The 26,020-nt window shown below is 66.1% G+C and carries 21 protein-coding genes, 2 tRNA genes and 1 pseudogene; 9 read left to right on the top strand and 15 right to left on the bottom strand.

Annotated features, from left to right (window positions below; genetic code table 11):
• Window positions 1-193: 193 nt before the first annotated feature.
• From AC1DDA_RS03255 to AC1DDA_RS03235, 5 genes are all read right to left on the bottom strand, one after another.
• The gene (locus tag AC1DDA_RS03255; protein ID WP_476794612.1) at window positions 194-832 is read right to left on the bottom strand and encodes a hypothetical protein; all 639 of its coding nucleotides are present in this window, start codon (window positions 830-832) and stop codon (window positions 194-196) included.
• Entirely contained in the window at window positions 829-1,272 is a 444-nt protein-coding gene (locus AC1DDA_RS03250; protein WP_476794611.1) for a hypothetical protein, read from the bottom strand. Before AC1DDA_RS03250 ends, AC1DDA_RS03255 begins: the two co-directional genes overlap by 4 nt.
• Before the next feature lie 173 nt (window positions 1,273-1,445).
• Window positions 1,446-1,521: transfer RNA gene (locus AC1DDA_RS03245), tRNA-Phe, on the bottom strand.
• A gap of 155 nt (window positions 1,522-1,676) precedes the next feature.
• A complete protein-coding gene (locus AC1DDA_RS03240) occupies window positions 1,677-2,009 on the bottom strand; it encodes a hypothetical protein (protein ID WP_476779855.1) in 333 nt (110 codons plus the stop codon).
• Window positions 2,010-2,176: 167 nt separating this feature from the next.
• Window positions 2,177-2,380, bottom strand: a complete 204-nt coding sequence (locus AC1DDA_RS03235) for a hypothetical protein (RefSeq protein WP_441512405.1) — start codon at window positions 2,378-2,380, stop codon at window positions 2,177-2,179.
• Window positions 2,381-2,676: 296 nt separating this feature from the next.
• Here AC1DDA_RS03235 and AC1DDA_RS03230 point away from each other — a divergent pair, with 296 nt between their 5' ends.
• The 3 genes from AC1DDA_RS03230 to selD are packed head-to-tail and all read left to right on the top strand — an operon-like array spanning window position 2,677 to window position 5,379.
• Entirely contained in the window at window positions 2,677-3,153 is a 477-nt protein-coding gene (locus tag AC1DDA_RS03230) for a TlpA family protein disulfide reductase (RefSeq protein ID WP_476794610.1), read from the top strand.
• Entirely contained in the window at window positions 3,150-4,244 is a 1,095-nt protein-coding gene (locus tag AC1DDA_RS03225; RefSeq protein ID WP_476794609.1) for a transglutaminase-like domain-containing protein, read from the top strand. The genes AC1DDA_RS03230 and AC1DDA_RS03225 overlap by 4 nt, the downstream gene beginning before the upstream one ends.
• A 58-nt stretch (window positions 4,245-4,302) precedes the next feature.
• On the top strand, window positions 4,303-5,379 hold the full coding sequence (selD, locus tag AC1DDA_RS03220) for a selenide, water dikinase SelD (RefSeq protein ID WP_476794608.1): 1,077 nt from the start codon (window positions 4,303-4,305) through the stop codon (window positions 5,377-5,379).
• Between the two features lie 122 nt (window positions 5,380-5,501).
• Here the strand turns inward: selD and AC1DDA_RS03215 are convergent, their stop codons facing one another.
• The 10 genes and pseudogenes from AC1DDA_RS03215 to AC1DDA_RS03170 form a co-directional block, all read right to left on the bottom strand.
• A complete protein-coding gene (locus AC1DDA_RS03215) occupies window positions 5,502-5,882 on the bottom strand; it encodes a hypothetical protein (RefSeq protein WP_476794607.1) in 381 nt (126 codons plus the stop codon).
• Window positions 5,883-5,985: 103 nt separating this feature from the next.
• A tRNA-Sec gene (locus AC1DDA_RS03210) sits at window positions 5,986-6,081 on the bottom strand.
• A gap of 105 nt (window positions 6,082-6,186) precedes the next feature.
• Window positions 6,187-8,004 (bottom strand): annotated as a pseudogene (selB, locus tag AC1DDA_RS03205) (selenocysteine-specific translation elongation factor); the annotation flags it as partial.
• The gene (locus AC1DDA_RS03200) at window positions 8,004-8,762 is read right to left on the bottom strand and encodes a tetratricopeptide repeat protein (protein ID WP_476794606.1); all 759 of its coding nucleotides are present in this window, start codon (window positions 8,760-8,762) and stop codon (window positions 8,004-8,006) included. The gene AC1DDA_RS03200 and the pseudogene selB, both read right to left, overlap by 1 nt.
• On the bottom strand, window positions 8,749-10,155 hold the full coding sequence (gene selA, locus AC1DDA_RS03195) for an L-seryl-tRNA(Sec) selenium transferase (RefSeq protein WP_476794605.1): 1,407 nt from the start codon (window positions 10,153-10,155) through the stop codon (window positions 8,749-8,751). The genes AC1DDA_RS03200 and selA overlap by 14 nt, the downstream gene beginning before the upstream one ends.
• Before the next feature lie 25 nt (window positions 10,156-10,180).
• A complete protein-coding gene (gene fdhE / locus AC1DDA_RS03190) occupies window positions 10,181-11,101 on the bottom strand; it encodes a formate dehydrogenase accessory protein FdhE (protein ID WP_476794604.1) in 921 nt (306 codons plus the stop codon).
• Between the two features lie 66 nt (window positions 11,102-11,167).
• The gene (locus AC1DDA_RS03185) at window positions 11,168-11,863 is read right to left on the bottom strand and encodes a formate dehydrogenase subunit gamma (RefSeq protein WP_476794603.1); all 696 of its coding nucleotides are present in this window, start codon (window positions 11,861-11,863) and stop codon (window positions 11,168-11,170) included.
• Window positions 11,847-12,767, bottom strand: coding sequence for a formate dehydrogenase subunit beta (gene fdxH / locus AC1DDA_RS03180; RefSeq protein ID WP_441512414.1), 921 nt, complete (start codon window positions 12,765-12,767; stop codon window positions 11,847-11,849). Before fdxH ends, AC1DDA_RS03185 begins: the two co-directional genes overlap by 17 nt.
• Window positions 12,768-12,777: 10 nt before the next feature.
• Window positions 12,778-15,861: a formate dehydrogenase-N subunit alpha gene (gene fdnG, locus AC1DDA_RS03175; RefSeq protein ID WP_476794602.1), complete on the bottom strand. Its 3,084-nt coding sequence runs from the start codon at window positions 15,859-15,861 to the stop codon at window positions 12,778-12,780.
• A gap of 436 nt (window positions 15,862-16,297) precedes the next feature.
• Window positions 16,298-17,329 (bottom strand): LacI family DNA-binding transcriptional regulator, encoded by a 1,032-nt coding sequence (locus tag AC1DDA_RS03170; RefSeq protein WP_441512416.1) that lies wholly within the window; start codon window positions 17,327-17,329, stop codon window positions 16,298-16,300.
• Window positions 17,330-17,494: 165 nt separating this feature from the next.
• Here AC1DDA_RS03170 and AC1DDA_RS03165 point away from each other — a divergent pair, with 165 nt between their 5' ends.
• The 6 genes from AC1DDA_RS03165 (at window position 17,495) to adhP (ending at window position 25,858) form a co-directional block, all read left to right on the top strand.
• Window positions 17,495-18,772, top strand: a complete 1,278-nt coding sequence (locus AC1DDA_RS03165) for an ABC transporter substrate-binding protein (protein ID WP_476794601.1) — start codon at window positions 17,495-17,497, stop codon at window positions 18,770-18,772.
• A gap of 5 nt (window positions 18,773-18,777) precedes the next feature.
• Entirely contained in the window at window positions 18,778-19,800 is a 1,023-nt protein-coding gene (locus AC1DDA_RS03160; protein ID WP_441512418.1) for a carbohydrate ABC transporter permease, read from the top strand.
• Window positions 19,797-20,867: a carbohydrate ABC transporter permease gene (locus AC1DDA_RS03155; RefSeq protein WP_476794600.1), complete on the top strand. Its 1,071-nt coding sequence runs from the start codon at window positions 19,797-19,799 to the stop codon at window positions 20,865-20,867. The genes AC1DDA_RS03160 and AC1DDA_RS03155 overlap by 4 nt, the downstream gene beginning before the upstream one ends.
• Before the next feature lie 16 nt (window positions 20,868-20,883).
• Entirely contained in the window at window positions 20,884-21,951 is a 1,068-nt protein-coding gene (locus tag AC1DDA_RS03150; protein WP_476794599.1) for an ABC transporter ATP-binding protein, read from the top strand.
• Between the two features lie 153 nt (window positions 21,952-22,104).
• Entirely contained in the window at window positions 22,105-24,393 is a 2,289-nt protein-coding gene (locus tag AC1DDA_RS03145; RefSeq protein WP_476794598.1) for a glycoside hydrolase family 31 protein, read from the top strand.
• A 433-nt stretch (window positions 24,394-24,826) separates the two neighbouring features.
• Window positions 24,827-25,858, top strand: a complete 1,032-nt coding sequence (gene adhP / locus AC1DDA_RS03140; RefSeq protein WP_476794597.1) for an alcohol dehydrogenase AdhP — start codon at window positions 24,827-24,829, stop codon at window positions 25,856-25,858.
• The last annotated feature ends 162 nt before the right edge of the window (window positions 25,859-26,020 follow it).

The following is a 26,020-nucleotide window of genomic DNA, read 5'->3' as shown; positions in this document are numbered from 1 at the left end:
CTTGCAGCTTTGGCGATCAAAGGGGCTCGCTGCGAACCCGAGACTGCTCGGTGAGATTTCTCAAGGCAGGAGCGCCCGCGGCGGCCGGTATCCTCTGCGAGGCCACATGAGGCTGACGCAATGTCAATCAGCCGCCGCAATCAACAAATCTCAATTGGCCACGCCGTCATCGACGACCACAGGGCCAGAACCTTCAACCGCCCTCACCTTCATGGCGGCATCCATCGCCTTCGCCTTTGGGTTTGCGGTGCAGTAGGTCTTCATCTTGGCATCGACCTCCGCGGCCATCTTGTCTATGGCAGCGTCGCCGGTCTTCGGCGTGCCGCCACTGGGCGCTGCGGTCTTGAGGTAATCCGCGCAGGCCTGCCTTGTCGACATAGTGCTCGGCAACATGGAGCCGATGGGCCGCAAGATCGCTCGCGACGATGTCGGCCTTGCTGGATGCAGAGTTGGCCGCGAGCATCGCCTCGGTGCGAGCCCGGCTGACGATCGCCTCGATCCGCGCCCAGATGGCACCGAGTGCACCCAGCACGGTGATGATGAAGACAACGAGTTCCGAGGTGATCGTCTCTTCCCGCTTTCCACCCGCAGGCGCCGACGCCTTTGGCGTTGAGCTGGTCGTTCTGCGCCATCGTCTCGGGCGTGTCGCGGGAGGGCGAGCCGCATCGGCCGCCTCCTGTTGCTTGCGTTCGATGTTGACGGATGCGGCTTCCTCGCCACGGCGGTACTGGTCGCAGCCATAGAGGCCGACCAAGAGCAGCACCCCGGCCACCGCCCAGGCTTGCCAGGGCAGGACGCAGGCCGCCGCGAGCACCGCGAGAAGCGGGTTCATGCCGCCACGCCTTCGGGCAGATCGAGCGCTTCCGCCCGTGCTTTCGCCCGGTAGTTGGCAACCCAGCGATGGACGAGGCCGCCGGCGGCGAGCAGCACGCCGGTGACGACGAGGGCGGTGACGATGTTGCCGATCAGGGTCGACGTCGCGGCCAGCCGGTCGAGCTGCTGGCGCGCCTGCTCCAGCACGCCGGCGAGGCCGCCGGTGCCGACGCCGGCGCCGGTCGATGCATCGGCGATGCCCTTCGCCGGCAGTGGCTTCGCCTGGTCGATGGTTGCCTTGGCATTGCCATTGAGGAAGAAGACCGGCTGCGGCCCGACCGAGCCACCCGCCCAGGCCCGCCCGATCTGCTTCACCTGAGCCACGCGGCTGCCCCAGCCGCGTCCGAAGGTGCTCCGTGTCTTCAGCGCCTGCAGGAAGGCAAGGCGCCGGCCGATCATCAGCGCTATCAGCTGGTCGTGGTCCTGATGAGCCTCGACGGCGGCGAGCGTCGCCTCGCCCCGCCGATGAGGACGAAGCCTGAACGGATGTTTCCCACTTTTCCGAGGCGGTTGTGCCCGGTGAGAAAAATCAGCCGAAAAAGCTAAGTCTTTTCAATGCTTGGAAAAAGAAATGGTGCCCAGGGGCGGAATCGAACCACCGACACTGCGATTTTCAGTCGCATGCTCTACCAACTGAGCTACCTGGGCGCCCCGGGGCGCGACGCGCCGTCCGTGTTGGTGGGGGCGATATAGAGGCTGTCGTCAGGCCTGTCCAGTCACTTCAGCCGGCTTTCTACAGTCCCTGTGCAAGTGTGGAGAAATCTGGCCCCGCGAGCTGGGAAATGGCGGGAATGGTGCCGGCCTCAGGCCGGCATCTGGGCTTCTTCCCGCCACGCGGCGCGGTCGATCACCGTCGCCAGGCGATCCACTGCCATCAGTGCTTCGCGTCGCGCCTGCTCCGATTCGAGGATCGCCGCCTGGCCGTAGAGGAGCCGGGCGAAGGCAATGACACGGTTCACCACGAGGAACGACGCATCCTGCAGAGCCTGGGATTCGCGGAGAACCTCATAGAGGTGCGCCACATGGTTTTCGGCACTCTCCTGCAACGCCTTCGCATTGAGGACGCCAGCCTTGAGCACATCGGCGCGCAGGGTCTCTATGTCGCGCGCCAGCAGCTCCTTCACCCTCTCAGCCATGGTTCCCCCTCAGAAGGAGATTGTTCTGTCGGCCAGATCGAAAATAGCACCGAAGGCAGCGCCGATCAGCGCCAAGCATGACGTTTGGTTACCTGCTTCTGTACGGCGGCCATTTCAGCTTGCGGCAAATTTGATCGGAGCGGAGATGTGCTCGGGCCCCAGCCGGCTCAATCCTCGGAATCCTGGGCGATCGGCGTTTCCGCAGGGCGAAAATACTTGCCATTGACGATGCGCACGAGCGTCCGGACCAGAGCGGCCACCACGATGACCAGCGGAGCGCCATCACGGCGTTTCCCTCCAGCGCCAGCTACAGCGCCAGGCCACAGCTCGCGGCGTTTCCGATGACAAGCAGGAGCTTCGAGCTTCATCATCGTGCCGGATGATCCTGCTTCGGGGTGGGAAAGGGGGTGGTGCGAACGCGGCTAACTTTCGGTTTCGGCGCCGCAGCCGCGCGTGGCCGCGTGAATCGCGCGGCTAAGGCCCAACACCCACCAAAAGGCGCTATTGACGCTGGCAACCGCGCGGGAAAGGATGGCGCGTGCTTGCCGTCGCAGCTCCCGCGTGCCGGGGCGCTCATCGATCGGATCGACCGCGGAGGCGCTTTCTCCTGGCGCTGGCCAGTCTCCCCTTGTGCCTCGCAGCGGCGCGGGCATTTGCGGGAGATTTGTTGCCATGGCCCGACGAAGCGTCGCCGGCGCTTGCACTCGACCGTCTTGATGGCCCGGCGACCGATCTCGCCGATCTGCGCGGCCGCCCCGTCATCGTTCATTTCTTCGCGACATGGTGCGCGCCCTGCGTCGAGGAGTTGGCCTCGCTCGATGCGCTGGCGGCGCGGCTCGGCGCGGGTGCGAGCATCCTTGCCGTCGATGTCGGCGAGGTCGATGCGCGGGTCCGCAATTTCTTTCGGCAGCGCCCGGTGCGTTTCCCGATCCTGCTCGACCGCGACCGTGCGGCCATGAAACGCTGGCGGGTGGAGGGGCTGCCGACGAGTTTCGTGCTCGATCGCGATCTGCGCCCCGTCGCGCTCGCCGCCGAGCCGCTCGACTGGATCAGCCCGCCGGTGCTGGCCGCGCTCGAAGCCATGGTCGGAGCCAAATCAAGCCCATCCGACGCCAACGACGACAAGGGAAGGAGCACACCATGATCAGCCGTCGCGATATGCTCAGGACCGGTGCCGCCGCGGGGGCGGCACTTGTGCTGCCGCGCGCGGGCATCGCGCAGGCACCCGCCTTCGCTCCCAAGCCCGGCAAATGGCGCGATTTCGAGGTGGTGACGCGGCTCGATCTGGCTGGGCGGGGGAAGGCGCAGGCCTGGGTTCCGCTGCCCTCCGTCACCGAGGTCGACTGGATCAAGCCGGCTCGCAACGACTGGCAGACCAATGCGGCCTCCGCCGAGGTCGTCAGCGATCCGAAATACGGCGCACGGATGCTGCATGTCGTCTTCAAGGAGGGAGAAGCAGCCCCGGCCGTCGAGGTCCGCAGCCGCTTCGCCTTGCGCGACCGCGCCGAGGATTTCGCTGCGGGCAAGGCGCTGGCGCTGGGCGCGGCCGACCGCAGGCTCTATCTGGAGGCGACCGAGCTCATGCCGACGGACGGCATCGTCAAGGAAACCGCCGAGAAGGCCGCTGCCGGCAACGCCAGCGATATCGACAAGGCGCGCGCGATCTACCAATGGGTCGTCGCGAATACCTTCCGCGATGCGAAAACGCGCGGTTGCGGCACCGGCGACGTCGCCTCGATGCTGCGCAGCGGCAACCTCGGCGGCAAATGCGCCGATCTCAATGCGCTCTATGTCGCGCTCGTGCGCTCGGTCGGCATCCCCGCGCGCGATATCTACGGCATTCGCGTCGCGCCTTCTCAATTCGGCTACAAGAGCCTGGGCGCCGGTTCGGAAGTCATCACCAAGGCCCAGCACTGCCGCGCCGAAATCTGGCTCGAAGGCCATGGCTGGGTGGCGACTGATCCCGCCGATGTCCGCAAGGTCGTGCTCGAGGAGCCGCCCGGCAACAATGCCGTCGACAATCCGAAGGTCGTCGCCGCGCGCGAGGCCCTGTTCGGCGCCTGGGAAGGCAACTGGCTCGGCTACAACATGGCGCATGACCTCGAATTGCCGGGCTCGAAGCACAAGGTCGGCTTCCTGATGTACCCGCAGGCGGAGGTGGCCGGGGCGCTGCTCGATTGCCTCGATCCCGACACCTTCAAATACACGATCAGGGCGGCCGAGATCACCGCCTGACGATGTCGTCCCGGCCGGGGCCGCGTCGGCGCCCGGCCATGCCGCCCGGAGACCGATGATGAATGACACGATCGAGCTTGAAACGCCGGCGAAGCCTGCCGCCCCCCGGCTCACCAGCCTGGCGCATGGCGGCGGCTGCGGCTGCAAGCTGGCGCCCTCGGTGCTCCAGCAGCTCCTGGCCGAGCATCCGGCCGCGGGGCCTTACAAGCAGCTTCTCGTCGGCACCGAGACAGGTGACGATGCGGCCGTGTGGCAGGTCGATGAGAATACATGTGTGGTCGCCACCACGGATTTCTTCATGCCGATGGTCGACGACCCCCGTGATTTCGGCCGCATCGCCGCGGCCAATGCGATCTCGGATGTCTACGCCATGGGTGGCAAGCCGATCATGGCGCTGGCGATCCTCGGCATGCCGCTCGACAAGTTGCCGATCGAGACGACACGCGAGATTTTGATGGGCGGCGCCTCGATCTGCGCCGAGGCCGGCATCCCCGTCGCGGGCGGCCACTCGATCGATGCGCCCGAGCCGACCTACGGCCTGGCGGTGATCGGGCTTCTGAATCCACGGAATCTGCGCCGCAACAGCGGGGCAAGGCCCGGCGATGCGCTGATCCTGACCAAGGCGCTGGGCGTTGGCATCTATTCGGCCGCCTTCAAGAAGGAACAGCTCTCGCCGGCGGCCTATGACGAGATGATCGCATCTGTAACCTTGCTCAACCGCATCGGCGCCGAATTGGCGGAGGATGACGATGTTCACGCCATCACGGATGTCACCGGCTTCGGCATCCTCGGCCACGGGCTGGAAATGGCACGCGGTTCCGGAGCTACGCTGCAGCTGAAACTGGCCGATCTGCCGTTCCTTTCGCAGGCGGAACGGCTGTCGCAGGAGGGCAGGGTGACCGGCGCCTCGCACCGCAACTGGGCAAGCTATGGCGAAGGCGCCGAGTTGCCGGCTGACTTGCCGGACTGGCGGCGCCATTTGCTGACCGATCCGCAGACCTCCGGCGGGCTTCTGGTCTCCTGCAAGGCGCAGCGGGCACAGGACATCCTCACGCGGATCAAGGCGGCGGGCTATCCAGCCGCGCGGATCATCGGCGCGGTCGAGGCGGGACCGGGGCGGGTCGTGGTGGCCTGAAAAGAGAGACTCCGTCATTCTCGGGCGCAACGCAGCGAAGACCCGAGAATCTCTTCCCGTAGAGGGCGCCTTCTCCTGCCTGAGATGCTTGGGTCAAGCCCGAGCATGACGATGGAGGCTGCTCAAGCCTCCCGGATTTCCAGATTCCGCCCCCAGACGTCGAAGAAGGCACCCTTGTTAAGGACCAGCCGGTCTTCGCGCAGGGTGTCCTCCAGCTCGCGCAGCCGCCTGCGGGCAAGGTCATCGGGCACGAGCCCGCCGCCCTCGTCGCGCGTCGGAAAGAAGGCCGCTCCGTCCCAGCTCACGCCGGCACCGCGCAGCATCAGGACGATGTCGCCCCAGTCGATCTCGTCGCCGACGACATGGACGAAGGTCGAGCGCAGCGGCTCTACCTTCGGCTCGGTGATCTTCACGAGCACGATCAGCGCGGTGAACGGGCCCTTGCGGAAGAGCTTTCCGAGCCAGCGGTCGAAATCGGTTCCGAGGCCTCTAGATGTCGACACGCGGCGAACCCTCGGTCGGGCATGCCGCATCGGCGGCGCACTCGAAATGCAAGATCGGGTCGAGGGCAAGGGCCGCGCTATCGATCATGCCGCCTCAGTGAATTGGCGGAAGAGAATGGGAGTCGAACCCACCAGAGACCGTCTGACGGCCCCTCCCGGATTTGAAGTCCGGACGCCCCACCGGGGACGCTTCTCCTCCAATGGGCATCGCCGCCTGCGGGCCGAACAGATCGAGCCTTTGCCGGTTGATGCGCCTGAGATCGCCGCGGCGGATGGTGAGGCCATGACGATCGAAGAATTCGAGTATCTGGATAGCCACCTTTCGGCCGTTGTCGAGCCTGTCGCGAAACTGCGCGGCGTTGAAGCCGGCCGGATGCGTGCCTGCCAGCGCCACGGCGATGCCGACCATCTCGGTCAGCGTCGTGCGCAGGAAGAAATGATCGAGCGCGACCTCATGGACGTCGCCGCGCCGGCCGGCGAGGCGGAACAGCCGGCGGATATCCTCTTCGCGGCGGCCGAGCATCTGGCCGATATCCCGCACGCGCGGCGGCCGAAAGCGCTCCTGCGCGTCGATCAGCGGCGCGATCCGTTCCCAGAGCGCCTCATCTTCCGGCGATAGCCGGACCTCATGCCCCGGCCGCCTTACCCATGAACCGACCGTGACGAGCGCGCCGTCATCGGCCAGACGCGCCAGCACCATGCGGAAGAGTGGCGCGTGCAGGCGCGGCGCGACGGCCAGACGCAGCCGTTCCAGCCCGATGCCCGGCAAATCGGGATGCTCGGCATGCCAGGCGTCGAGCCGCTCCACGGTCGCTTGCGCGAGGGCTTGCCAGTTTTCCGGCAGCATCGCGAGTGAGCCGATTCGGACGAGACCGAGCCCGGCCACCAATTCGTCCGCCGCCTCGGCGCCCAGCGCGCGGTCGCGTACGAAGCCGTCGAGATCGGCGTAATGCGGCGGCAGGGATAGAAGGCCGCGCAGAGCCTCCTTGGGGTCGGAAAGCCCGAGCGCCGCGAGCTGTGCCAGACGCTCCGGGCTGCGGCGCCGGCGCTCCGGCGCGCGTAGATCGAGCAGGCGTCCGCCGCCGATGGTGCGCGAGGCGCTGGCGTCGCGCAGCACGAAGCGGTCGAGCGCCGCGGCGGCCAGAGGGGTGTCGAGGACGAGCTGAACGAGAGCCGTGGCGCCGGGGGCGATCTCCTCCCCGAGCAGCACGATGCGCGCTCCGACCTCCGCCGCCGCATGGTGCAGCCGCACCGGCTGCCACATGCTCAGCGGCTTTGCCTCGGAGGGCAGGACCGTCACCTGCGCATCGATCCGCAGTGTCGGTGCATGAAGGGGGGGCGTCAGCACGATATCGCCATGCCGGATCGCCTCCTTGGAAATGCCCGGCCCAGCGAGGTTGAGCGCACAGCGATCTCCCGCTGCGCCGCGCTCGGCCGGGCGGTTCTGGGCGTGGACCGAGCGCACGCGTGCCACTGTCCCGGCCGGCGAAACGATGACGCTGTCGCCCACGGCGACATTGCCGGACAGCACGGTGCCGGTCACCACCGTGCCCGTGCCCTGGAGGGTGAAGCAACGATCGACCGCAAGGCGGAAGGCGCCATCGCCGCGCCGCGGGTGGCTCGCATGCGCTTTCTCGGCAAGCAATGTCGATAGCACGGCGATGCCGTCACCGGTCACGGTCGAGACGGGGACGATCGGTGCTTCGGCGAAGGTTGTTCCGGCCAGCAAATTCGCGATCTCGGTCGCGACCGTGGTGAGCCTGTCTGGACCGGCCAAATCCGCCTTGGTGAGCGCCACGACAGCCTGTCCGATGCCGAGCAGCCGGGCGATGGCGACATGCTCGCGCGTCTGCGGCATCACCCCGTCATTCGCCGCCACGACGAGCAGAAGCAGGTCGATGCCGGAGGCGCCGGCCAGCATCGTATGGACGAACTTCTCGTGGCCGGGCACGTCGATGAAGCCGATGATGCTGCCGTCCGCCTGCGGCCAATAGGCGAAACCGAGCGCGATGCTGATGCCGCGCGCCTTCTCCTCCTTCAGCCGGTCGGTATCCACGCCGGTCAGTCGCCTGACCAGCGAAGTCTTGCCGTGGTCGATATGACCGGCCGTGCCGATGATCATCACCCGGCCTCCGCCGGGGCGGCGGCGACCCGTGCGGCTTTGATGAAGGGAGCCGCGAGCAGGCTGCCCTTCGCCTCGGCCGCGAGCAGGAGCGCAAGGGCTCGGTCGGCATCCTGCGGCACGCCCTGGCCGAGCAGGGTCGCGGCGCCGAGCATCGCTTCGGAGTCCGGGTCGCCTGCCGACATCCCGCGCTGCCACCATTGCGAGGCCAGCGTCGCGTCGCGCTCAACGCCGAGCGCATCGTGATGCATCATGCCGAGCCTGGTCATGCTGGTGGCTATCCCGCTTTCGGCTGCGGCCCGCGCCCAGCGCAGAGCCTCGGCGCGATCGGTGACGCGCCCGCCTTCCAGCAGCATCCACGACAGCATGTCCTGGGCGGGGGCGTCGCCCTGTTCGGCTGCGAGGCGGTAGAGGCGCAGCGCCTCGTCGTCGCTCTGCTCGACGCCATCGCCCTTGAAATGCAGGGCCGCAAGATTGCGCTGCCCGACCGGGTCGCCGCCCTCGGCTGAAAGCGTCAGCCAGCGCAGGGCCAGCGCCGGGTCGCGCTCGACGCCGAACCCTTCGGCGAAGCAGGCGCCGATATTGTTCTGGGCACGACTGAAGCCGGCATGGGCGAGCGGACCCCAGATCGCGAGCGCGGCCGCATGATCGCAGCGCTCGACAGCGGCGGCCGCTTCGGCCATGGCCGCCGCCACATCATGGCCGCTCTCGGGCACGCCCATGGAATCCTTGCGGAAGAAGCGCTCAAGCCACCCCATTGCTCGGCTCCGCGTTTAGCGCCGCGAGCTGCGCGGCGAAGAGCGCCTCGTCCTCGAGACAGCGCAGGTCGAAGATCAGCGCGCCCTGCGCGATCCTTCCAATGATCGGCACCGGGACGGCCCGAAAGGCCGCAGCCAGCTTCTCGATGGCCGAACCAGTCGTCTTGCCGGCCGGGCGCAGCGCAAGACCGGCGCTTGGCAGCGTCTCCAGGGGCAGCGCGCCGGAGCCGATCTGGCTGGCGCAGTCGATGACCTCGACCTGCCAGCTTGGGCCGAGCGAGCCGATGAGGCCGGGCAGGAGACGTTCCGCTGCGGCTCGCAACTCAGCCGCCGTCCGCGTGAACAGCCTGAGCGTCGGCAGGCGCTGCGACAGGCTCTCGGGATCGCGGTAGAGCCTGAGCGTGGCTTCGAGCGCCGCCAGCCTGAGCTTGTCGAGGCGCAGCGCCCGCTTCAGCGGGTTTTTCGCCAGCTTGGCGATCAGATCCTTGCGCCCGGCGACGATGCCGGCCTGCGGGCCACCCAGCAGCTTGTCGCCGGAGAAGGTGACGAGATCGGCGCCGCCCTTCAGCGCGTCCTGGACCGTCTTCTCCTTGCGAAGCCCCCAGCGCGACAGATCGATCAGCGTGCCCGAGCCGAGATCGTCGACGAAGGGCAGGTCGTGCTGGTGCGCGAGCTTGGCCAGTTCCGCCGGTTCCACCTCGGCGGTAAAGCCCTGCACCACATAGTTGGAGGTGTGAACCTTCATCATGAGCCCGGTTTCCGGGCTGATGGCTTCGGCATAGTCCTTGAGATGCGTGCGGTTGGTCGTGCCGACCTCGCGCAGCACGGCGCCCGCGCGCGCCATGATGTCCGGCATGCGGAAGGCGCCACCGATCTCGATCAGCTCACCGCGCGAGACGATGGCCTCGCGGTTCCTTGCGAGGGTGTTGAGCACCAGCAGTACGGCCGAGGCGTTGTTGTTGACGAGGATCGCATCCTCGGCGCCTGTCAGCTCGCGGATGAGGCCGCGCACATGGGCGTCGCGCTCGCCGCGCTGCCCGGCTTCGATCTCGTATTCGAGATTGGTCGGCGCACGCATCGCGGCGACGACGGCCTCGATCGCCTCCTCGGCCAGCAGGGCGCGGCCGAGATTGGTATGCAGCACCGTGCCGGTCAGGTTGATGACCGGGCGCTGAGAGGGCCGCCCGCGCTCTTCAAGCCAATCCAGCGCCATGCGGCTGACCTGTTCGAGGGAGGCGGCGGGCGGCTGGCCGCCGGCACGCAACTGCTCCAGAACCTGCCGGATCGCATCGGTGGCCGCTGCCCGTCCATGGCGAGCGATGGCGAGTTCGCCGCCGGCGCTGCGCAGCACGGTGTCGACCGATGGCGGGAGGAAGCGTTCGGGCTTGTTCATCAGGCTCCCTCCGGGAGACGCTTGATCAGTAGCCGAGCAGGAATGGGTTCACTCCCGCGCGCCGCCAGCCGGCCTCGCTCACCAGCAGGTCAAGGCCGAGGCTCGCGACATCGTCGGCGACCGGCTCCAGCTCCATATCCTTGCGACGGTTCAGGATCTTCACATAGGTCCTACACTCGTCGCAGGTCTCGGCCTTGATCGTATCGGCGATGCCTTCGATCGCCTGATAGGCAATGCCTTTGGTCGACCCACACGAGACGCACTTGACCCGGACATGGTTCCATTGCGTCGCGCAGAGCGAGCACTGGACATAGCGCACGCCCTCGATATTGGCGTCGCCGACCACTGTGCTGCTGACGGGCGGTCCACCGCAGCAGGGGCAGACGCCGTCGGCGACAGGTTGCGGCAGGACAGGGTCGAGCTGCGCTGCGCGTTGCGCCGCGACGATCTGCACGGCCGCCGCGGCGAAGATGTGCTCGGCGAAGGCCTCGACCGGGACGGCATCCGCCAGAACCGCCGCGAACATCGCCCGCCGACCTTCGTCGTCGGCTTTGCCGGCACGATCGAGCGCGGCGCGGGCGAGATCGGGCATTGCGACATCGGCGAGCAGCGTCACGAGCCGCGCAAAGGCTTCCGAAGTGGTGGGTTCATCGGCCAACTCCTCACGCGGCAGGATCGGCATCGCGTGGCCGGCGCGTTGGCGCATCTGCGCCAGTGATGGCAGGGCAGGGGGCGGCAGCTCGCGCGCCAGCTTGTCCTGCACCTTCGAAAGCTCGGAGAGGAAGAGGAGATAGGCTTCGAGCTGATGGCCCGGAGCGAGCGCCGCGAAGCGCATCGCGCGCAGGCCGAACAGACTTTCCGGCTTCGGCAATCTGACAAAAGGCGGCTTGTCGCGTTCGGCGATACCGACATCTTCGAAGGCGGCGAAGCCCGGATCGTCACTCATTCACTGTCCTCTCGAACCGCACCGGTCACGGGAGGCGGAGCGGCCGGAGCCGCCCCGCAATCGGATCTATTCGGCCGGGCCGGCGCTGTGGCCGCGCGGCGGTAGTTGACGTTCGTCGATCACGCCCTCCCGCGCCTCGTGCCGCAGCCAGAGCCGATGGTGCCGGAAGGCCCAGCCGCCCGTCACCTTGCCCTCGGTCATCGCGTTGATCGTACCGCGCACATAGAAGCCGGCATAGATATGGACGATGACGACGAGCAGCATCGCGACGGCTGCGAGCGCATGGATGATATGGCCGAAACGCTGCTGCTCGATGGTGAAGCTCGCTCCGAAATACTCGTACCAGATCATCAGGCCCGTCCCGAACAGAACGAGGATCAGGAGCGTCATCAGCCAGAAGACGATCTTCTGGGCGCCATTGTACTTGCCGACTTCCGGGGCGTTTTCCTCCCGGCCCGACATCACCTCGCCGATATGGCCCATCCATCGGGTATCGGCCTTCGTCCAGAAATTGTAGCGGACCATCTGGATGAACAGGATGGCGAAGCTCGCCAGCAGCACGACGCCGATCCAGGGATGCAGGGCCCGCGTGTTGGAACCACCGCCGAACAGGCTCGACAGGAAGAACAGCGTGGGGTGGAACAGCGCGGCCCCGCTGAACGCGAGCAGGATGAGCGAGATCGCGGTGATCCAGTGATTGACGCGCACGCGGCCGGGGTAGCGGTCGACGGTCGTGCGCTCCTCTTCACGCCTCACGGCCACGGGCAGCCTCCTCGTCGATCAGATGCTCGGCCTCGCGATCCTCCGCGCGGCTGACATCGTTGCGTCGCGCCACCGTCGCATGGACGAAGGCGAAGGCGGCGGCGAAGCCCACCGCTGCCATGCCGGCATATTTGGTCAGCCCCTTCCAGAGCTCGACCACCTGGCTGATCCGCGGGTTCGCCGGCAGGTTGGCGTAGAGCTGCGGCTGGTCGGCATGATGCAGCACATACATCACATGGGTGCCGCCGACGCCCGGCGGATCGTAGATGCCGGCGTTCCTGAAGCCGCGGGACTTGAGATCCGTCAGCCGCGTCTGCGCATGGTCGAGCATCGCCTGCTTGGTGCCGAACACGATCGCGCCGGTGGGGCAGGCCTTGGCGCAGGCCGGGGCCTGGCCGACCGAGACCCGGTCCGAGCAGAGCGTGCATTTGTAGGCCTTGTGGTCGGACTGGCTGATGCGCGGGATGTTGAAGGGGCAGCCCTTCACGCAATAGCCGCAGCCGATGCAGTTCTCCGAGACGAAGTCGACGATGCCGTTGTTGTACTGCACGATCGCGCCGGGGGCCGGGCAAGCCTTGAGGCAGCCCGGATCGGCGCAGTGCATGCAGCCATCCTTGCGGATCAGCCATTCGAGATTGCCGCTCTCGGGGTTCTCCCACTCGGTGAACCGCATCAGCGTCCAGGTGTTCGGCGTCAGATCATGCGGGTTGTCGTAGACGCCCCGGTTGATGCCGATCTCCTCGCGCAGATTGTTCCACTCGAGGCAGGCCGCCTGGCACGCCTTGCAGCCGATGCATTTGGAGACGTCGATGAGCTTCGCCACCTCGAAATCGTGGCGGACATCCGGCGGCCTGAAAGTGGTCGCCGAGATGCGGGCGAAGTCCTGACTCTGCAATCCTGCCATCGGACCCTCCCTAGCTGACCGCTGGCCCGTTGGACGGCTCGACATTCACCAGGAACGCCTTGAACTCGGGCGTATCGGTGTTGGCGTCGCCGACGAACGGGGTGAGGCTGTTGGGGCCGAAGCCCTTCCTGGCCGCACCGGTAAAGCCCCAGTGGAGCGGGATGCCGACCACATGGATGGTTTTGCCATCGCAGATCAGCGGTTTGATGCGCTTGGTCACCACGGCTTTGGCATAGACCGAGCCGCGGTTGGAGGAGACCTTCACCCACCCGCCCTTCTGGATGTTCTTTTCCGCCGCCAGCTGTTCGCTGATTTCGACGAAGAACTCCGGCTGCAGCACCGCATTGACCCAGACATGCTTGGTCCAGAAGTGGAAGTGCTCGGTCAGGCGGTAGGACGTCGCCGCATACGGGAACTTGTCCGAGGTTCCGAGCGCGGCGAGGTCCTCCTTGAAGATGCGGGCGACCGGGTTGCCGCGGATCTTCGGCGCCGTCACGTTGACGACGGGGCTTTCGAAGGGCTCGTAATGCGCCGGGAAGGGGCCGTCCCGCATCATGCCGCGAACGAAGAGGCGGGCCGATCCCTCGGGGTTCATGATGAACGGGCCCACATCCTGCGGCTTGGCCGTCGGCGCGATGTCCGGCACGTCGTAGCCGGTCCAGGCCGTGCCGTTCCATTCGATCAGCTTGCGCTTGGGATCCCAGGGCTTGCCGTCGATATCGGCCGAGGCGCGATTGTAGAGGATGCGCCGGTTGGCCGGCCAGGAGAAGGCCCAGTTCGAATAGGCGCCGGTATTGCCGGGATCGTTGGTGTCGCGCCGGGCCATCATATTGCCCCGCTCGGTCCAACTGCCCGAATAGATCCAGCAGCCGCAGGCGGTCGAGCCGTCATCGCGCAACTGGCCGAAGGTATCGACCTGCTTGCCCTTCTCCAGCAGCACCTTGTTCGGATCGGCCGGGTCCGCGACGGTGGAGACGACGTAGCCGTTCAGCTCCTTGGCCATTTCGTCGGGCTGCGGGTCCTGCGGATCGCGATAGGGCCAGTGCAGATTGACGATCGGGTCGGGGAAGGCCCCGCCCTCCTTCTGGTAGAGCGCCCGCAGGCGCATGTGGAGCTGCGCCATGATCCAGGTGTCGGCCTTGGCCTCGCCCGGAGGTTCCTGACCCGGCCAGTGCCATTGCAGCCAGCGGCCGGAATTGACCAGCGAGCCCTCGTCCTCGGCGAAGCAGCTCGTCGGCAGTTCGAAGACCTCGGTCTGGATCGACTCCGGCTTGACGTCGTTATGGACGCCTTCGTCTTTCCAGAAACGCGCTGTCTCCGTCTGCAGCGGATCCATCACCACGAGGAATTTCAGCTTCGACAGCGACGCCGTGATCTTGCCCCGGTTGGGCGCGGACAAGAGCGGATTGAAGCCCTGGCAGAAGTAGCCGTTGACCTTGCCCTGATACATCAGGTCGAAGGTGCGCAGCATGTCGTAGCCGGGCACGTCGAGCTTCGGCAGCCACTGATAGGAGAAATCGTTCTCCGCCGTCGCGGCCGGGCCCCACATCGACTTCAGGAAGCTCACCATGAACTTCCTGTAGTTCTGCCAATAGCTCATCTGGTTGGGACGCAACGGCTTGAAGCCGCGCGTCGACATATAGGTCCCGAAATCGACCTCCCTGTCCTTCGGTATCGCCAGATAACCGGGGATCAGGTCCGACATCAGGCCGATATCGGTCAGGCCCTGGATGTTGGAGTGGCCGCGCAGCGCATTCATGCCGCCGCCGCGCACGCCGATATTGCCGAGCAGCAGCTGCACCATCGCCATCGAGCGGATGTTCTGCGAGCCCTTCGAATGTTGCGTCCAGCCGAGCGCATACATCGACGTCATCGTCTTGTCGCGCGCCGAGCACTCCGAGATCATCTTGCAGATTGCAAGGTATTTGTCCCTTGGCGTGCCGCAAATGCGCTCGACCATCTCCGGCGTATAGACGGCGGTATGCTTCTTCAGGAGCTGGTAGACGCAGCGCGGATGCTGCAGCGTCTCATCGACCTGCACATAGCCGTCCGCACCGAGCTCATATTCCCAGGTCGAGCGGTCGTAGTCGCGCTTGGCCTCGTCATAGCCGGTGAATAGGCCGTCCTGATAGCTGAAGCCCTCCTTCACGATATAGGGCGCATTGGTGAACATGCGCACGTAGTCGTGCTGGATCTTGTCGTTGTCGATCAGGTACTTCATCACCCCGAGCAGGAAGGCGATGTCCGTGCCTTGCCGGATCGGCGCATAGAAATCGGCGACCGAGGCCGTGCGCGTGAAGCGCGGATCGACAACGATAAGCTTGGCGCCACGCTGAGCCTTGGCCTCAGTGACCCATTTGAAGCCGCAAGGGTGCGCCTCGGCGGCGTTGCCGCCCATGACGATGATGAGGTCGGTGTTCTTGATGTCCGTCCAGGAGTTGGTCATCGCACCGCGACCGAATGTTGGGGCCAGACTGGCCACCGTCGGTCCGTGTCAAACACGCGCCTGGTTGTCGAACGCCAAGACTCCGAGGCTTCGCACGACCTTGTAGGTCAGGAAGGCCGTTTCGTTGGTGGTCGCCGAAGCGGCCAGGAAACCGGTGGTCAGCCAGCGGTTGACCGTCGCGCCGTCCTGGTTGGTGGCGACGAAGTTCTTGTCGCGGTCATCCTTCATCAGCCGCGCGATGCGGTCGAGCGCCTCGCCCCAGCTGATCTGCTTGAACTCGCGCTGGCCGGGCCCGCGATATTGCGGGAATTTGGTGCGCGTTTCGGAATGGACGAAGTCGAGGAGGGCGGACCCCTTCGGGCATAGCGTGCCGCGATTGGTCGGGTGGTCCGGGTCGCCCTCGATATGGATGATGGCCGGGTGAGCGTTCTTGGAGTTGTCACCCAGGCTGTACATGATCACGCCGCAGGCGACGGAACAGTACGGACAGGTATTTCGCGTTTCCGTGGTGCGCGCCAGCTTGAAGGGCCGCACGGCCTGGGCAAGCGCCTCTTCGGCACCCCCGAACCCCAGCGCGGCGACGGCAGAACCGCCCAGACCCGCGCCTGCGGCTTTCAGGAACTGGCGACGCGAGAGCTCATGCAGCATCTCAACCTCCCAGGCGAACAAGAGCGTCTTGTTCCTCTTTGGAATAGTGAAACTCTGCCCGGAGGGCGTCAAGCTGCCCATCCGCTGGGCAATGGCGCGCGATGCTAGACTTTAGGCGTACGCCTCGGTTGCGGGAGAGCGCGAGGTGGAACGCTGTGCGCCGTCGTGGCTCCAGGGGCTCGCGGGTGTCGCTTCGCAAGATTGGAGCGTGATCCGCTATATCGAAGTTATACAGATGTTTAGCAGCTCTTGTGAGCGCCCCTGCGGCTCCGAAGCGGGGAGCGTTGAGTGATGATCCGAGGCTGAAGAGATCGATAGGGCGCGCCGGCCGGAGCGCGCGCGGTACGCCACATGACGCGATCGTGACTTGCGGGGCGGCGGGCCGTTGCGGCCCCGCACCATGCGCGGCCGTTCCGCGAGGGGCGATAGGACGGAATCAGGCGCTCAGCCGCTCGATCATCGGTGGCGGGTCATGAGGCACATTGACTTCCTGCGTCGCTGCGCCGCTCCACAATGATCTGAGCTGCGCGACGACGTACTGGCCGAAATGCTCGTAGGGGATGCGGATCGAGGTCAGCCAGGGCGCGATCCAGCGATTGATCGCGTTGCCGTCGATGCCGATCAGCGCGCAGCGCTCGGGAATGGCGACGGCGCTTTCGGCCGCCAGGCGATAGGCGCCGTAGGCGATCATGTCGCTGACGCAGAGGGCGCTGTCCGGCCAGCCGCCGGCCGCGACCATATTCCGCGCGGCGGCATAGCCGATCTCGATATGCGACAGGCCGGGCGCGCTCGCACGGCGGATACGATCGACCCCAAACCCGCGCGCGATGAGTCTGTCGACGAAGCCGTCGGCACGCTCGGCTGTGCTGGAGGCGTTCTCGGCCGCCATCAGCACGGCCGTGCTGTCGATGCCCCGCGCGAGCAGGTAATCGGCTGCGTCCGCTCCGGCGGCGCGGTTGTCGATGCCGACATACGCCCCGCCGCCCAGCGGGTTGCGCCGCGCCACGAAGACCATCGGATCGCCGCGCTTCGATGCATCGGCAAGGCCGGGGCTGCTTACCGCGCTGACCATGACATAGCCGGCGACGAACTGATCACGCATCGCGCGCAGATAGTCGTCCTGCAGATCGGCCCGGTCATGCGTGTCGCAGAGGATCATCACGAAGCCGGCGCCGCGCAGCGCGGCTTCGGTCGAGACTGCGATCGCGGCCATGGCGGGATTGTCGAGATTGGGCGCCAGCATCGCCACGACGCGGCTGGCCCGGCGCTTGAGTGCCCGCCCGACCGGGTTCGGACGGTAGCCCAGCCGGAGGATGGCTTCCTCGACCCGGGCGATCGTATCGGCGGAAGCCCGGCCGGCCTTGCCGTTGACGATCCGGGAAACGGTCGCGACCGAAACGCCGGTGTCGTGCGCGACGGTCGCCAGCGACGCCAGGCTCTGCTGCGGTCTTGCGGCCTTCGCCGTCATGATCCTCCCCGATCCCTTCGCACGGCATTGACGCCGGTGGGTGGGCATAAGCCGGCCGCACGCAGCAATGGCGTGCGCGTCGCCCGTTGACAAGCAAGGCAAACGTTTGCCTTAGTAGTTGTCAAGACGCTCGTTGAGGCGTCGTCATTCAGGGATGGAACGCAGATGCAGAGGAAGCAGTGGATTTCCGCGCTCGCGCTGACGGTTGGCCTCGTCGCCGGTAGCGGGGCCTTCGCCCAGACCACGGTGCGTATCGCCTGGTACTCCGACGGCAATGAGGGCGAGGTCGTTTCCGATCTGCTGAAGCGCTTCGAGGCTCAGAACAAGGACATCAAGGTCGTCCTCGATCAGGTGCCTTATAAGGCGATCACCGAAAATCTGCCGGTCCAGCTCGCCTCGGGGCAGGGCCCGGACATCGCCCGCGTCGTCGATCTCGGCGGCATCGCCCGCTATGCGCTCGACATGCGCCCCTATCTGAAGGACGCCTCCTACTGGGAGAAGAATTTCGGCCCGTTCCTGCCCTGGATGCGCCCTGAGGGTGATTCCAGCGCGATCACCGGCTTCATGACGCAGCTCACCGTCACCGGCCCCTTCGTCAACAAGACGCTGTTCGAGCAGGCCGGTATCGCCATGCCCGGTGCGAAGGCGACCTGGGAGGAGTGGGGCAAGGCAGCCAAGGCCGTGGCCGACAAGGTCCAGGCGCCGTTCCCGCTCGCGATGGACCGTTCCGGCCACCGCTTCTTCTCGGTCGCTGTCTCCGAGGGCGCCAAGGTCTTCGACGACAAGGGCGAGCCCGCGGTGGTCGACGAGGGTTTCAAGCGCGCCGCCAAGCGGGTCTATGACTGGCACAATGACGGCGTCATGAAGAAGGAGCTCTGGGGCTCGGTCTCCGGCACGGCCTATCGCGGCGCCAATGACGAATTCAAGAACGCCCAGGTGGTGATGTACCACTCCGGCTCCTGGCAGATCGCCCAGTTCGACAAGACGGTCGGCGATGCCTTCGACTGGGTCGCGGTTCCCTCGCCTTGCGGCGCGGGCAACTGCTCGGGCATGCCGGGTGGCGCCGGCCTCGTCGCGATCAAGACGACCAAGAGCCCGGAAGCCGTCGCCAAGGTGATGGATTATCTGGCGAGCGAGCCGGTGCTGAGCGAGTTCTATGCCCGCTCCCTCTTCGTTCCCGGCCATCTCGGCATCGCCGCCAAGGGCCTCGATTACAAGGATGCCAAGCCGCAGGCCAAGGCCGCGCTCAAGGTCTTCTCGGATCAGGTCGCGCAGCTCTCGCCGGTCGCCTACAAGCTGCAGGGCTACGTCAACAACCGCGTCATCTTCAACGCGACGATCAGCCGTCTCGGCCAGGCGATCTCGGGTGAAGGCACGCTCGACGAGGCCTTCAAGCGGATCGAATCCGACATCGCCCAGCAGATCGCCGAGCGTAAGAAGTAAGACGGATGGCCTCCGCCGACATGAACCCGCGCCGCGAGGGGGCGGGCGCCGCTGGCACTCTCGCCGCGCCGCTCGCGCTGCTCATGCGTCTCGTCGACTGGCCGATGCGGGCGCTCCAGCGCCTGATCGGCGAGCGGCGGATGGCCTATGTCTTCATTCTGCCCAACCTCGCCTTCTTCTCGCTCTTCGTCTTCCTGCCGCTCGTCATCAATTTCATCTTCTCGGTGACGGGCGGGGCAGGGCTCTTCCCGACCGAGCGGCCCTATGTCGGGGCGCAGCAATACGCCTATCTTTTCGACTGCGGCTCCTTCCTCGACCCATCGTCCTGCCGCGAGGATCATTTCTGGCGCGGCGTCTACAACACCGCCCGCTTCACCGCCTTTCAGGTCACGGCGATGGTGCTGTTCTCGCTCCTGACCGCCGTCGTTCTGAACATGAAGATCCGGGCGCGCGGCTTCTTCCGCGCCGTCTACTTCTTCCCGGTGCTGCTCTCGCCGGTGGTGGTGGCGCTGACCTGGAAATGGATTCTCCAGCGCGACGGCCTGCTCAACGCCGCCATCACCTCGCTTGGCGGCGAGCGCATCCTCTTCCTGGTCGATCCGAGCTGGGCGATGTTCTGGATCGTCTTCGTTTCGGTCTGGGCCCATATGGGCTTCTACACGCTGATCCTCCTCGCGGGCTTGCAGGCGATCCCGGCCGATCTCTATGAAGCCGCCGAGATGGACGCGACGCCGCGCTGGCGCATGTTCTGGCGCATCACCCTGCCGCTGCTCTGGCCGAATATGATCGTCGTGATCGTGCTGGCGCTGATCAAGGGCGTGCAGACCTTCGACGAGGTCTTCGTGCTCACCGGCGGCGGGCCGGGCACCGCGACGCTGCTGGTGGTGCATTACATCTACGAGACCGCCTTCGCCAATCAGGTCCAGAATTTCGGCCTGGCGGCCGCGGCCTCCGTGGTGCTCGGCGTCGTGCTCTTCGCGCTGACGCTGGCCCAGCTCGCGGCGAGTCGCCGCAAGGGGGCCGCATGAGCCAGACCGTCCACACCAACCGGGCCGTCGCCATGATGACCGCGCGTCGCAAACCCGGCCGCTGGCATTGGACCGACATCGCGGCTTACGCCTATCTCCTGTTCGGCGTCGTATTGATGTTTGGGCCGGTGCTCTGGCTCGGCATGTCCTCGTTCAAGACCCAGGCCGGCCTGCTCGAATTCCCGCCCTCGCTGCTGCCGATGTCGCAGAAGGAAGTGGTCGTTCCCGGCCAGTCCCAGAAGCTGCCGCTCTTCGAGGTCGAGATGCCCGATGGCAGCAAGCGCGTGCTCGCACAGGTGCGTCGCATCGGCATCCAGGCACAGATGGTCGATCCGGCCAATCCGGGCGAGACGATCCGCGTCCCCATCGACAAGCGCACGCCCGTGCGCGAGTTCAAGCTCGCCACGGAGAATTACACCGAGCCGCTGGAGCGCTTCGCCTTCACCCGCTTCCTCTGGAACTCGGTCTTCGTCACGTTGGTCGCGACGATCATCACGCTGATCATCAACTCGATGGCCGCCTATGCCCTGTCGATCTACGAATTCAAAGGCAAGACGGCGGTAATGCTGATGGTTGTCGGCACGCTGATGATTCCGATCACCATCATCCTCGTGCCGGTCTATCTGGTCATCACCAAGCTTGGTCTCGTCAATTCGCTCTGGGCGGTGATCCTGCCGGGAGCCGCGACACCGACCGGCGTCTTCCTGCTGCGCCAGTACATGCTGACTCTGCCGCGCGATCTGATCGAGGCAGCGCGCATGGACAAGGCCTCGGAGTGGCAGATCTACTGGCGCATCGTCATGCCGCTCGCCATGCCGGCGCTGGCCGTGCTCGCGATCTTCTCGATCATGTGGCGCTGGAACGAGTTCCTCTGGCCGCTCGCCGTGCTGACCAAGACCGAGGCCTACACGCTGCAGATCGGCCTCAACGCCTTCCAGGGCGAGTTGCAGACGCAGTGGCACTACCTGCTCGCGATGACCGTGGTGACGCTGCTGCCGGTCGCGCTCGTCTTCGTCTTCCTGCAGCGCTTCATCACCACCGGCATCGCCAACACCGGCATGAAATGAGGGAAGTGAGTTCCGCATGGCCGAACTGAAGCTCTCCGCCGTCCGCAAGGCCTATGGCGCGACGACGGTGCTCCACGGCATCGACCTCGCTGTCGCCGACGGTGAGTTCGTCGTGTTCGTCGGCCCCTCCGGCTGCGGCAAGTCGACCCTGCTGCGCTCGATTGCGGGGCTGGAGGAGATCACCGGCGGCACGATCGCGATCGATGGCGCCGACGTCACCGGTCTGCCCGCCTCCGAGCGCGGACTCGCCATGGTGTTCCAGTCCTATGCGCTCTATCCGCATATGAGCGTCTACGCGAACATGGCCTTCGCGCTGGAGAATATGGGCTTCAAGCGCGACGAGATCGACAAGCGCGTGAAGCGCGCGGCCGGGATGCTGCGGCTGACCGATTATCTCGAGCGCAAGCCCAAGGCCCTCTCCGGCGGCCAGCGCCAGCGCGTCGCGATCGGCCGCGCCATCGTGCGCGACCCCAAGATCTTCCTCTTCGACGAGCCGCTCTCCAACCTCGACGCGGAGCTGCGCGTGGCCACCCGCAAGGAGCTCGCCGCGCTCCATGCCGAGCTCGGCGGCACGATGATCTACGTCACCCACGATCAGGTCGAGGCGATGACGCTGGCCGACCGTATCGTCGTGCTGCAGGGCGGGCGGATCGAGCAAATCGGCACGCCGCTCGAACTCTACAACCGCCCCGATAACCTCTTCGTCGCCGGCTTCATCGGTTCGCCGCGCATGAACCTCTTGCCCGGCCGCGTGACCGCAGCGGGTAAGGTCGCGCTGGGCGAGGGAGGCCATGAGGTCGCCTGCGCCACGGGCAGCCTTGCCGCTGGAGCCAAGATCACGCTCGGCATCCGGCCGGAGCATCTGGCGCTGGCGCCGGAAGGGCAGGGGCTGCCGCTTGCCGTCGATCTGGTCGAGCGCCTTGGCGGCGAGAGCTACCTCTACGGGGCTAGCGCCGGCCTGCCGCAGATCACGCTCCGGCTCGACGGCCAGAGCGAGCATGAGCGCGGCCACGTGGTTCCGCTCGCCTTCCCGCAACAGAGCCTGCATCTGTTCGACGAAGCCGGCCAGGCGGTCCGGGTTTGAACAGATGCCCGGGTCATCCCGGCCGGAGCGAAGCCTAGAGCCGGGATCCATGCCTGAACCTTCATCGGGAGCGCTCAGGCATGGAACCCGGGTCTCCCTCCGGTCGCCCGGGATGACGGCGCGAATGAAATTTCGGTATTCGGAGACCAATCCATGAAAGCCCTGGCGCAAGGCCGCTATCTCGGCCGCGATGGCGAGGCCGCCCTGTTCGATGTCGGGCTCGGCAACACCATCACCGTGCGCATCCTTGAAGGCGATATCGGCCGGGTGACGCTGAAGCCGCAGGACGGCTACCGGCTCGATCGCGGCTGGTCGATCGCGCCCGGTGGGCTGGAGCCGCCCTATGAGGGCCGTCCGCGCGATAGCCTCGCCGGCTTCGCCTGCCCGAAGGCGAGCGTGAGCGAGGGGAGCGGCAAGGTCACGTTGTCCGCCGGCGGGCTCACCGCCGAGGTCACGCTTGAGCCGTTCAGCATCGCCTGGCGCCGCGACGGCGAGGACAAGCCCTTCCTCCAGGACCGCACGACCCAGGCCTATCTGGTCTCGCCGCGCACCGGCGCGCTGACGCATTTCATGGCGCGCGATTATGCCGAGCGCCATTACGGCCTCGGCGACAAGGCAGGCCCGCTCGACCGGACCGGCCGCCGCTTCGCCATCGACGCGGTCGACCCCTGCGGCTTCGACGCCGAACTGTCCGACCCGCTTTATAAGATGCTGCCGTTCTTCATCGTCGATGGGCCGACGGGCGCGCATGGCCTGTACTACGACAACCTCTCGACCGGCAGCGTCGATTTCGGCTGCACGCTCGACAATTACCACGGCCTGTTCCGCTCCTGGAAAGGCGATGACGGCGATCTCGACTACTACGTCATCGCCGGCCCGGCCGTGCCGGACGTCGTCAAGCGCTTCTCCTGGCTGACAGGCGGACAGGCCTTCGCGCCGCTCTGGTCCTTTGGCTTCGGCGTCACCTCGATGGCGATCGCCGATGCGCCGGATGCCGACGCCCGCATCAGCGATTTCATCGGCAAGCTCGAGACGCATCGCATCCCCTGCGACAGCTTCCATTTCGGCTCGGGCTACACCCAGATCGGCCATCGCCGCTACGCCTTCAACTGGAACCGCGACAAGTTCCCCGACCCGAAGGCGACGATGCAGCGGCTGAACGATGCCGGCATCTTCACGGTCGCCAATCTCAAGCCCTGCCTGCTGGACGACCATCCGCGCCTGCAGGAAGCGCTCGACGACGGCTTCCTGGTCAAGGACGGCAAGACCGGCGCGCCGGCCGTTGCCCAATTCTGGGATGGGCTCGGCTTCCATCTCGACTACACCAACCCGAAGGGCCGTGCCTGGTGGCGGGGCGGCATCGAGACCGCGCTGCTCGATTACGGTTTCACCACGGTTTGGAACGACAACAACGAATACGAGATCTGGGACGAGGATGCCGTCTGCGATGGCGACGGCCGCCCTTTCCGGCAGGCGCTGGCGCGCCCCGCCCAGCCTTTGCTGATGACCAAGCTCTCTTATGAGGCGCAGGCCGATCGCCAGCCCGGCAAGCGGCAATATGCGATCACGCGCGGCGGCTGCGCCGGCATCTCGCGCTACGCCCAGACCTGGTCGGGCGACAACGAGACCGCCTGGAAGACGCTGCGCTACAACTTGACGCAAGGCCTCAACATGAGCCTGTCGGGCATGTTCAGCATCGGCCATGATGTCGGTGGCTTCCATGGCCCGACGCCTGGCCCCGAGCTCTTCGTACGCTTCAACGAATTCTGCGCCCTGTGGCCGCGCATGGTGATGAACTCCTGGAACGACGACGGCGTCGTCAACCTGCCCTGGATGTACCCGGAGATGGTGCCGCAGGTGCGCGAGGCGATCTCGCTGCGCTACCGGCTGATGCCCTATCTCTACACGCTGATGTGGCGCGCCAGCCGCGACGGCACCCCGGCGATCCGCCCGCTGCTCTGGGATTTCCCGAAAGATCAGCAAGCGGTCAAGACCGACGACGCGTTCATGTTGGGCCCGGATGTGCTGGTCGCGCCCGTGCTGGAGGAGGGTGCCCGTGAGCGCAGCGTCTACCTGCCGGAGCACGAGGGTGGCTGGTATGACTGGCACGAAGGCAAGCATTTCGCCGGTGGCGCGATCGCAACGGTCGCGGCGCCGCTCGGGCGCCTCCCGGTCTTCGTCCGCGCCGGCGCGCTGATTCCGCTCGGCAACGCCGAGGGCATCGACGACCAGCGCGAGCTCCTCGTCTGCGGGGTCGTCGAGGGCGCTTCCGGCGAACTCTACGAGGACGATGGCGAGACCTGCGACTGGCGCGGCGCCGGCGGGACAATCATCCGCTTCAGCGTCCGGGGGGGCGAGATCGAAATCGATCAGGAGGGCGAGACCGAGCCCCGGTTCGATCGGATCGCGATCCGGCACATCAGCGCGAACGGCGCCGTTTAGGGCGTCTGACGCCCGGGAAATGCCGAGCCTTCCAGCCCGATCTATGTCGGGTTGGAGGGCTCGTTTTTTTTGAGCCGCCCGCAAAATCGGGCGGGACGACAGAGTTTGACGCCTCGTCGGTTTCAGCTAGCCTGCCCGTCGAGAGAGCTTGTGTACGTCACGCCGCAAGCGCACGCCGGAAAACGATGTCGCGTGACTGAGATAAATCTCGTTTGATATCGGTCAATGGCGGCGCTGATACTTGCTGATATCCATGCGGACAACGCGATTGTCAGCGCTCATTTCTGACAAGCATTTGATGATTTCTCGATCGATTGGGCCGAAACCGCGCTGAAGACACCGCATCCGCACTGTGCCGGCACCGAACAAGCCATTCGCTCGCAAGCAGGCCGTTCCTGCTTCAGGGGTGTTGCATCGAAGGAGACGACTGGTCATGGCAAAGACGATGAAGGCCGCCGTTGTGCGGATGTTCGGCAAGCCGCTGACAATCGAGGAGGTGCCCATTCCTGAGCCCGGCCCCGGCGCCATCCAGGTTGCGATCCAGGCATCGGGCGTCTGCCACACCGATCTCCATGCCGCCGAAGGCGACTGGCCGGTCAAGCCGAACCCGCCATTCATTCCCGGCCATGAAGGCGTCGGCTATGTCTCGGCCGTCGGTGCAGGCGTGAAGCATGTGAAGGAGGGCGATCGCGTCGGCGTGCCCTGGCTCTACACCGCCTGCGGCCATTGCCGGCACTGCCTGGGCGGCTGGGAGACGCTCTGCGAAAGCCAGCAGAACACCGGCTACTCGGTCAATGGCGGCTTCGCGGACTATGTCATCGCCGATCCCAACTATGTCGGCCATCTGCCGGACAACATCTCCTTCAACGAGATCGCGCCGGTGCTCTGCGCGGGCGTCACGGTCTATAAGGGGCTCAAGGTCACCGACACCAAGCCCGGTGACTGGGTCGCGATTTCCGGCATCGGAGGGCTCGGCCATATGGCGGTCCAATATGCCAAGGCGATGGGGCTCAACGTCGCCGCGATCGACGTCGACGATGCCAAGCTCGATCTCGCGCGGCGTCTCGGCGCCACCGTCACCGTCAATGCGCGCGATGAGGATCCCGGCACCGTAATCCGCCGCGAGACCGGCGGCGGCGCGCAAGGGGTGCTGGTGACGGCTGTCAGCCCCAAGGCCTTCGAGCAGGCGATCGGAGCGGTGGCGCGTGGCGGCACTGTCTCGCTCAACGGCTTGCCGCCCGGCGGCTTCCCGCTCGACATTTTCGGAATGGTGCTGAACGGCATCACCGTGCGCGGCTCGATCGTCGGCACGCGGCTCGACCTGCAGGAATCGCTCGACTTCGCCGCCGAGGGCAAGGTGAAGGCCACGATCACCACGGCAAGGCTCGAGGAAATCAACGACATCTTCGATCGGATGCACAAGGGCCAGATCGAAGGGCGCATCGTGCTCGACATGACGAACTGATCGCCGGGCGGCCCAATCTCGGGCCAGCGGCGAACGCCCGGCCTGACGTTATCGATCGAACGGCCCAGCGCGATCCTGGAGGTGCCGTTTGAGCGCAGTCCCGCCGCCGAAAAGACGAAATGTCTTGTCGGCGGAGGGATATATGTTGTCCGCTTAGCAAGA

This window comes from Allobosea sp. 10N428 (genome assembly GCF_056394545.1).
This window is presented reverse-complemented; position numbering and strand designations above follow the sequence as displayed.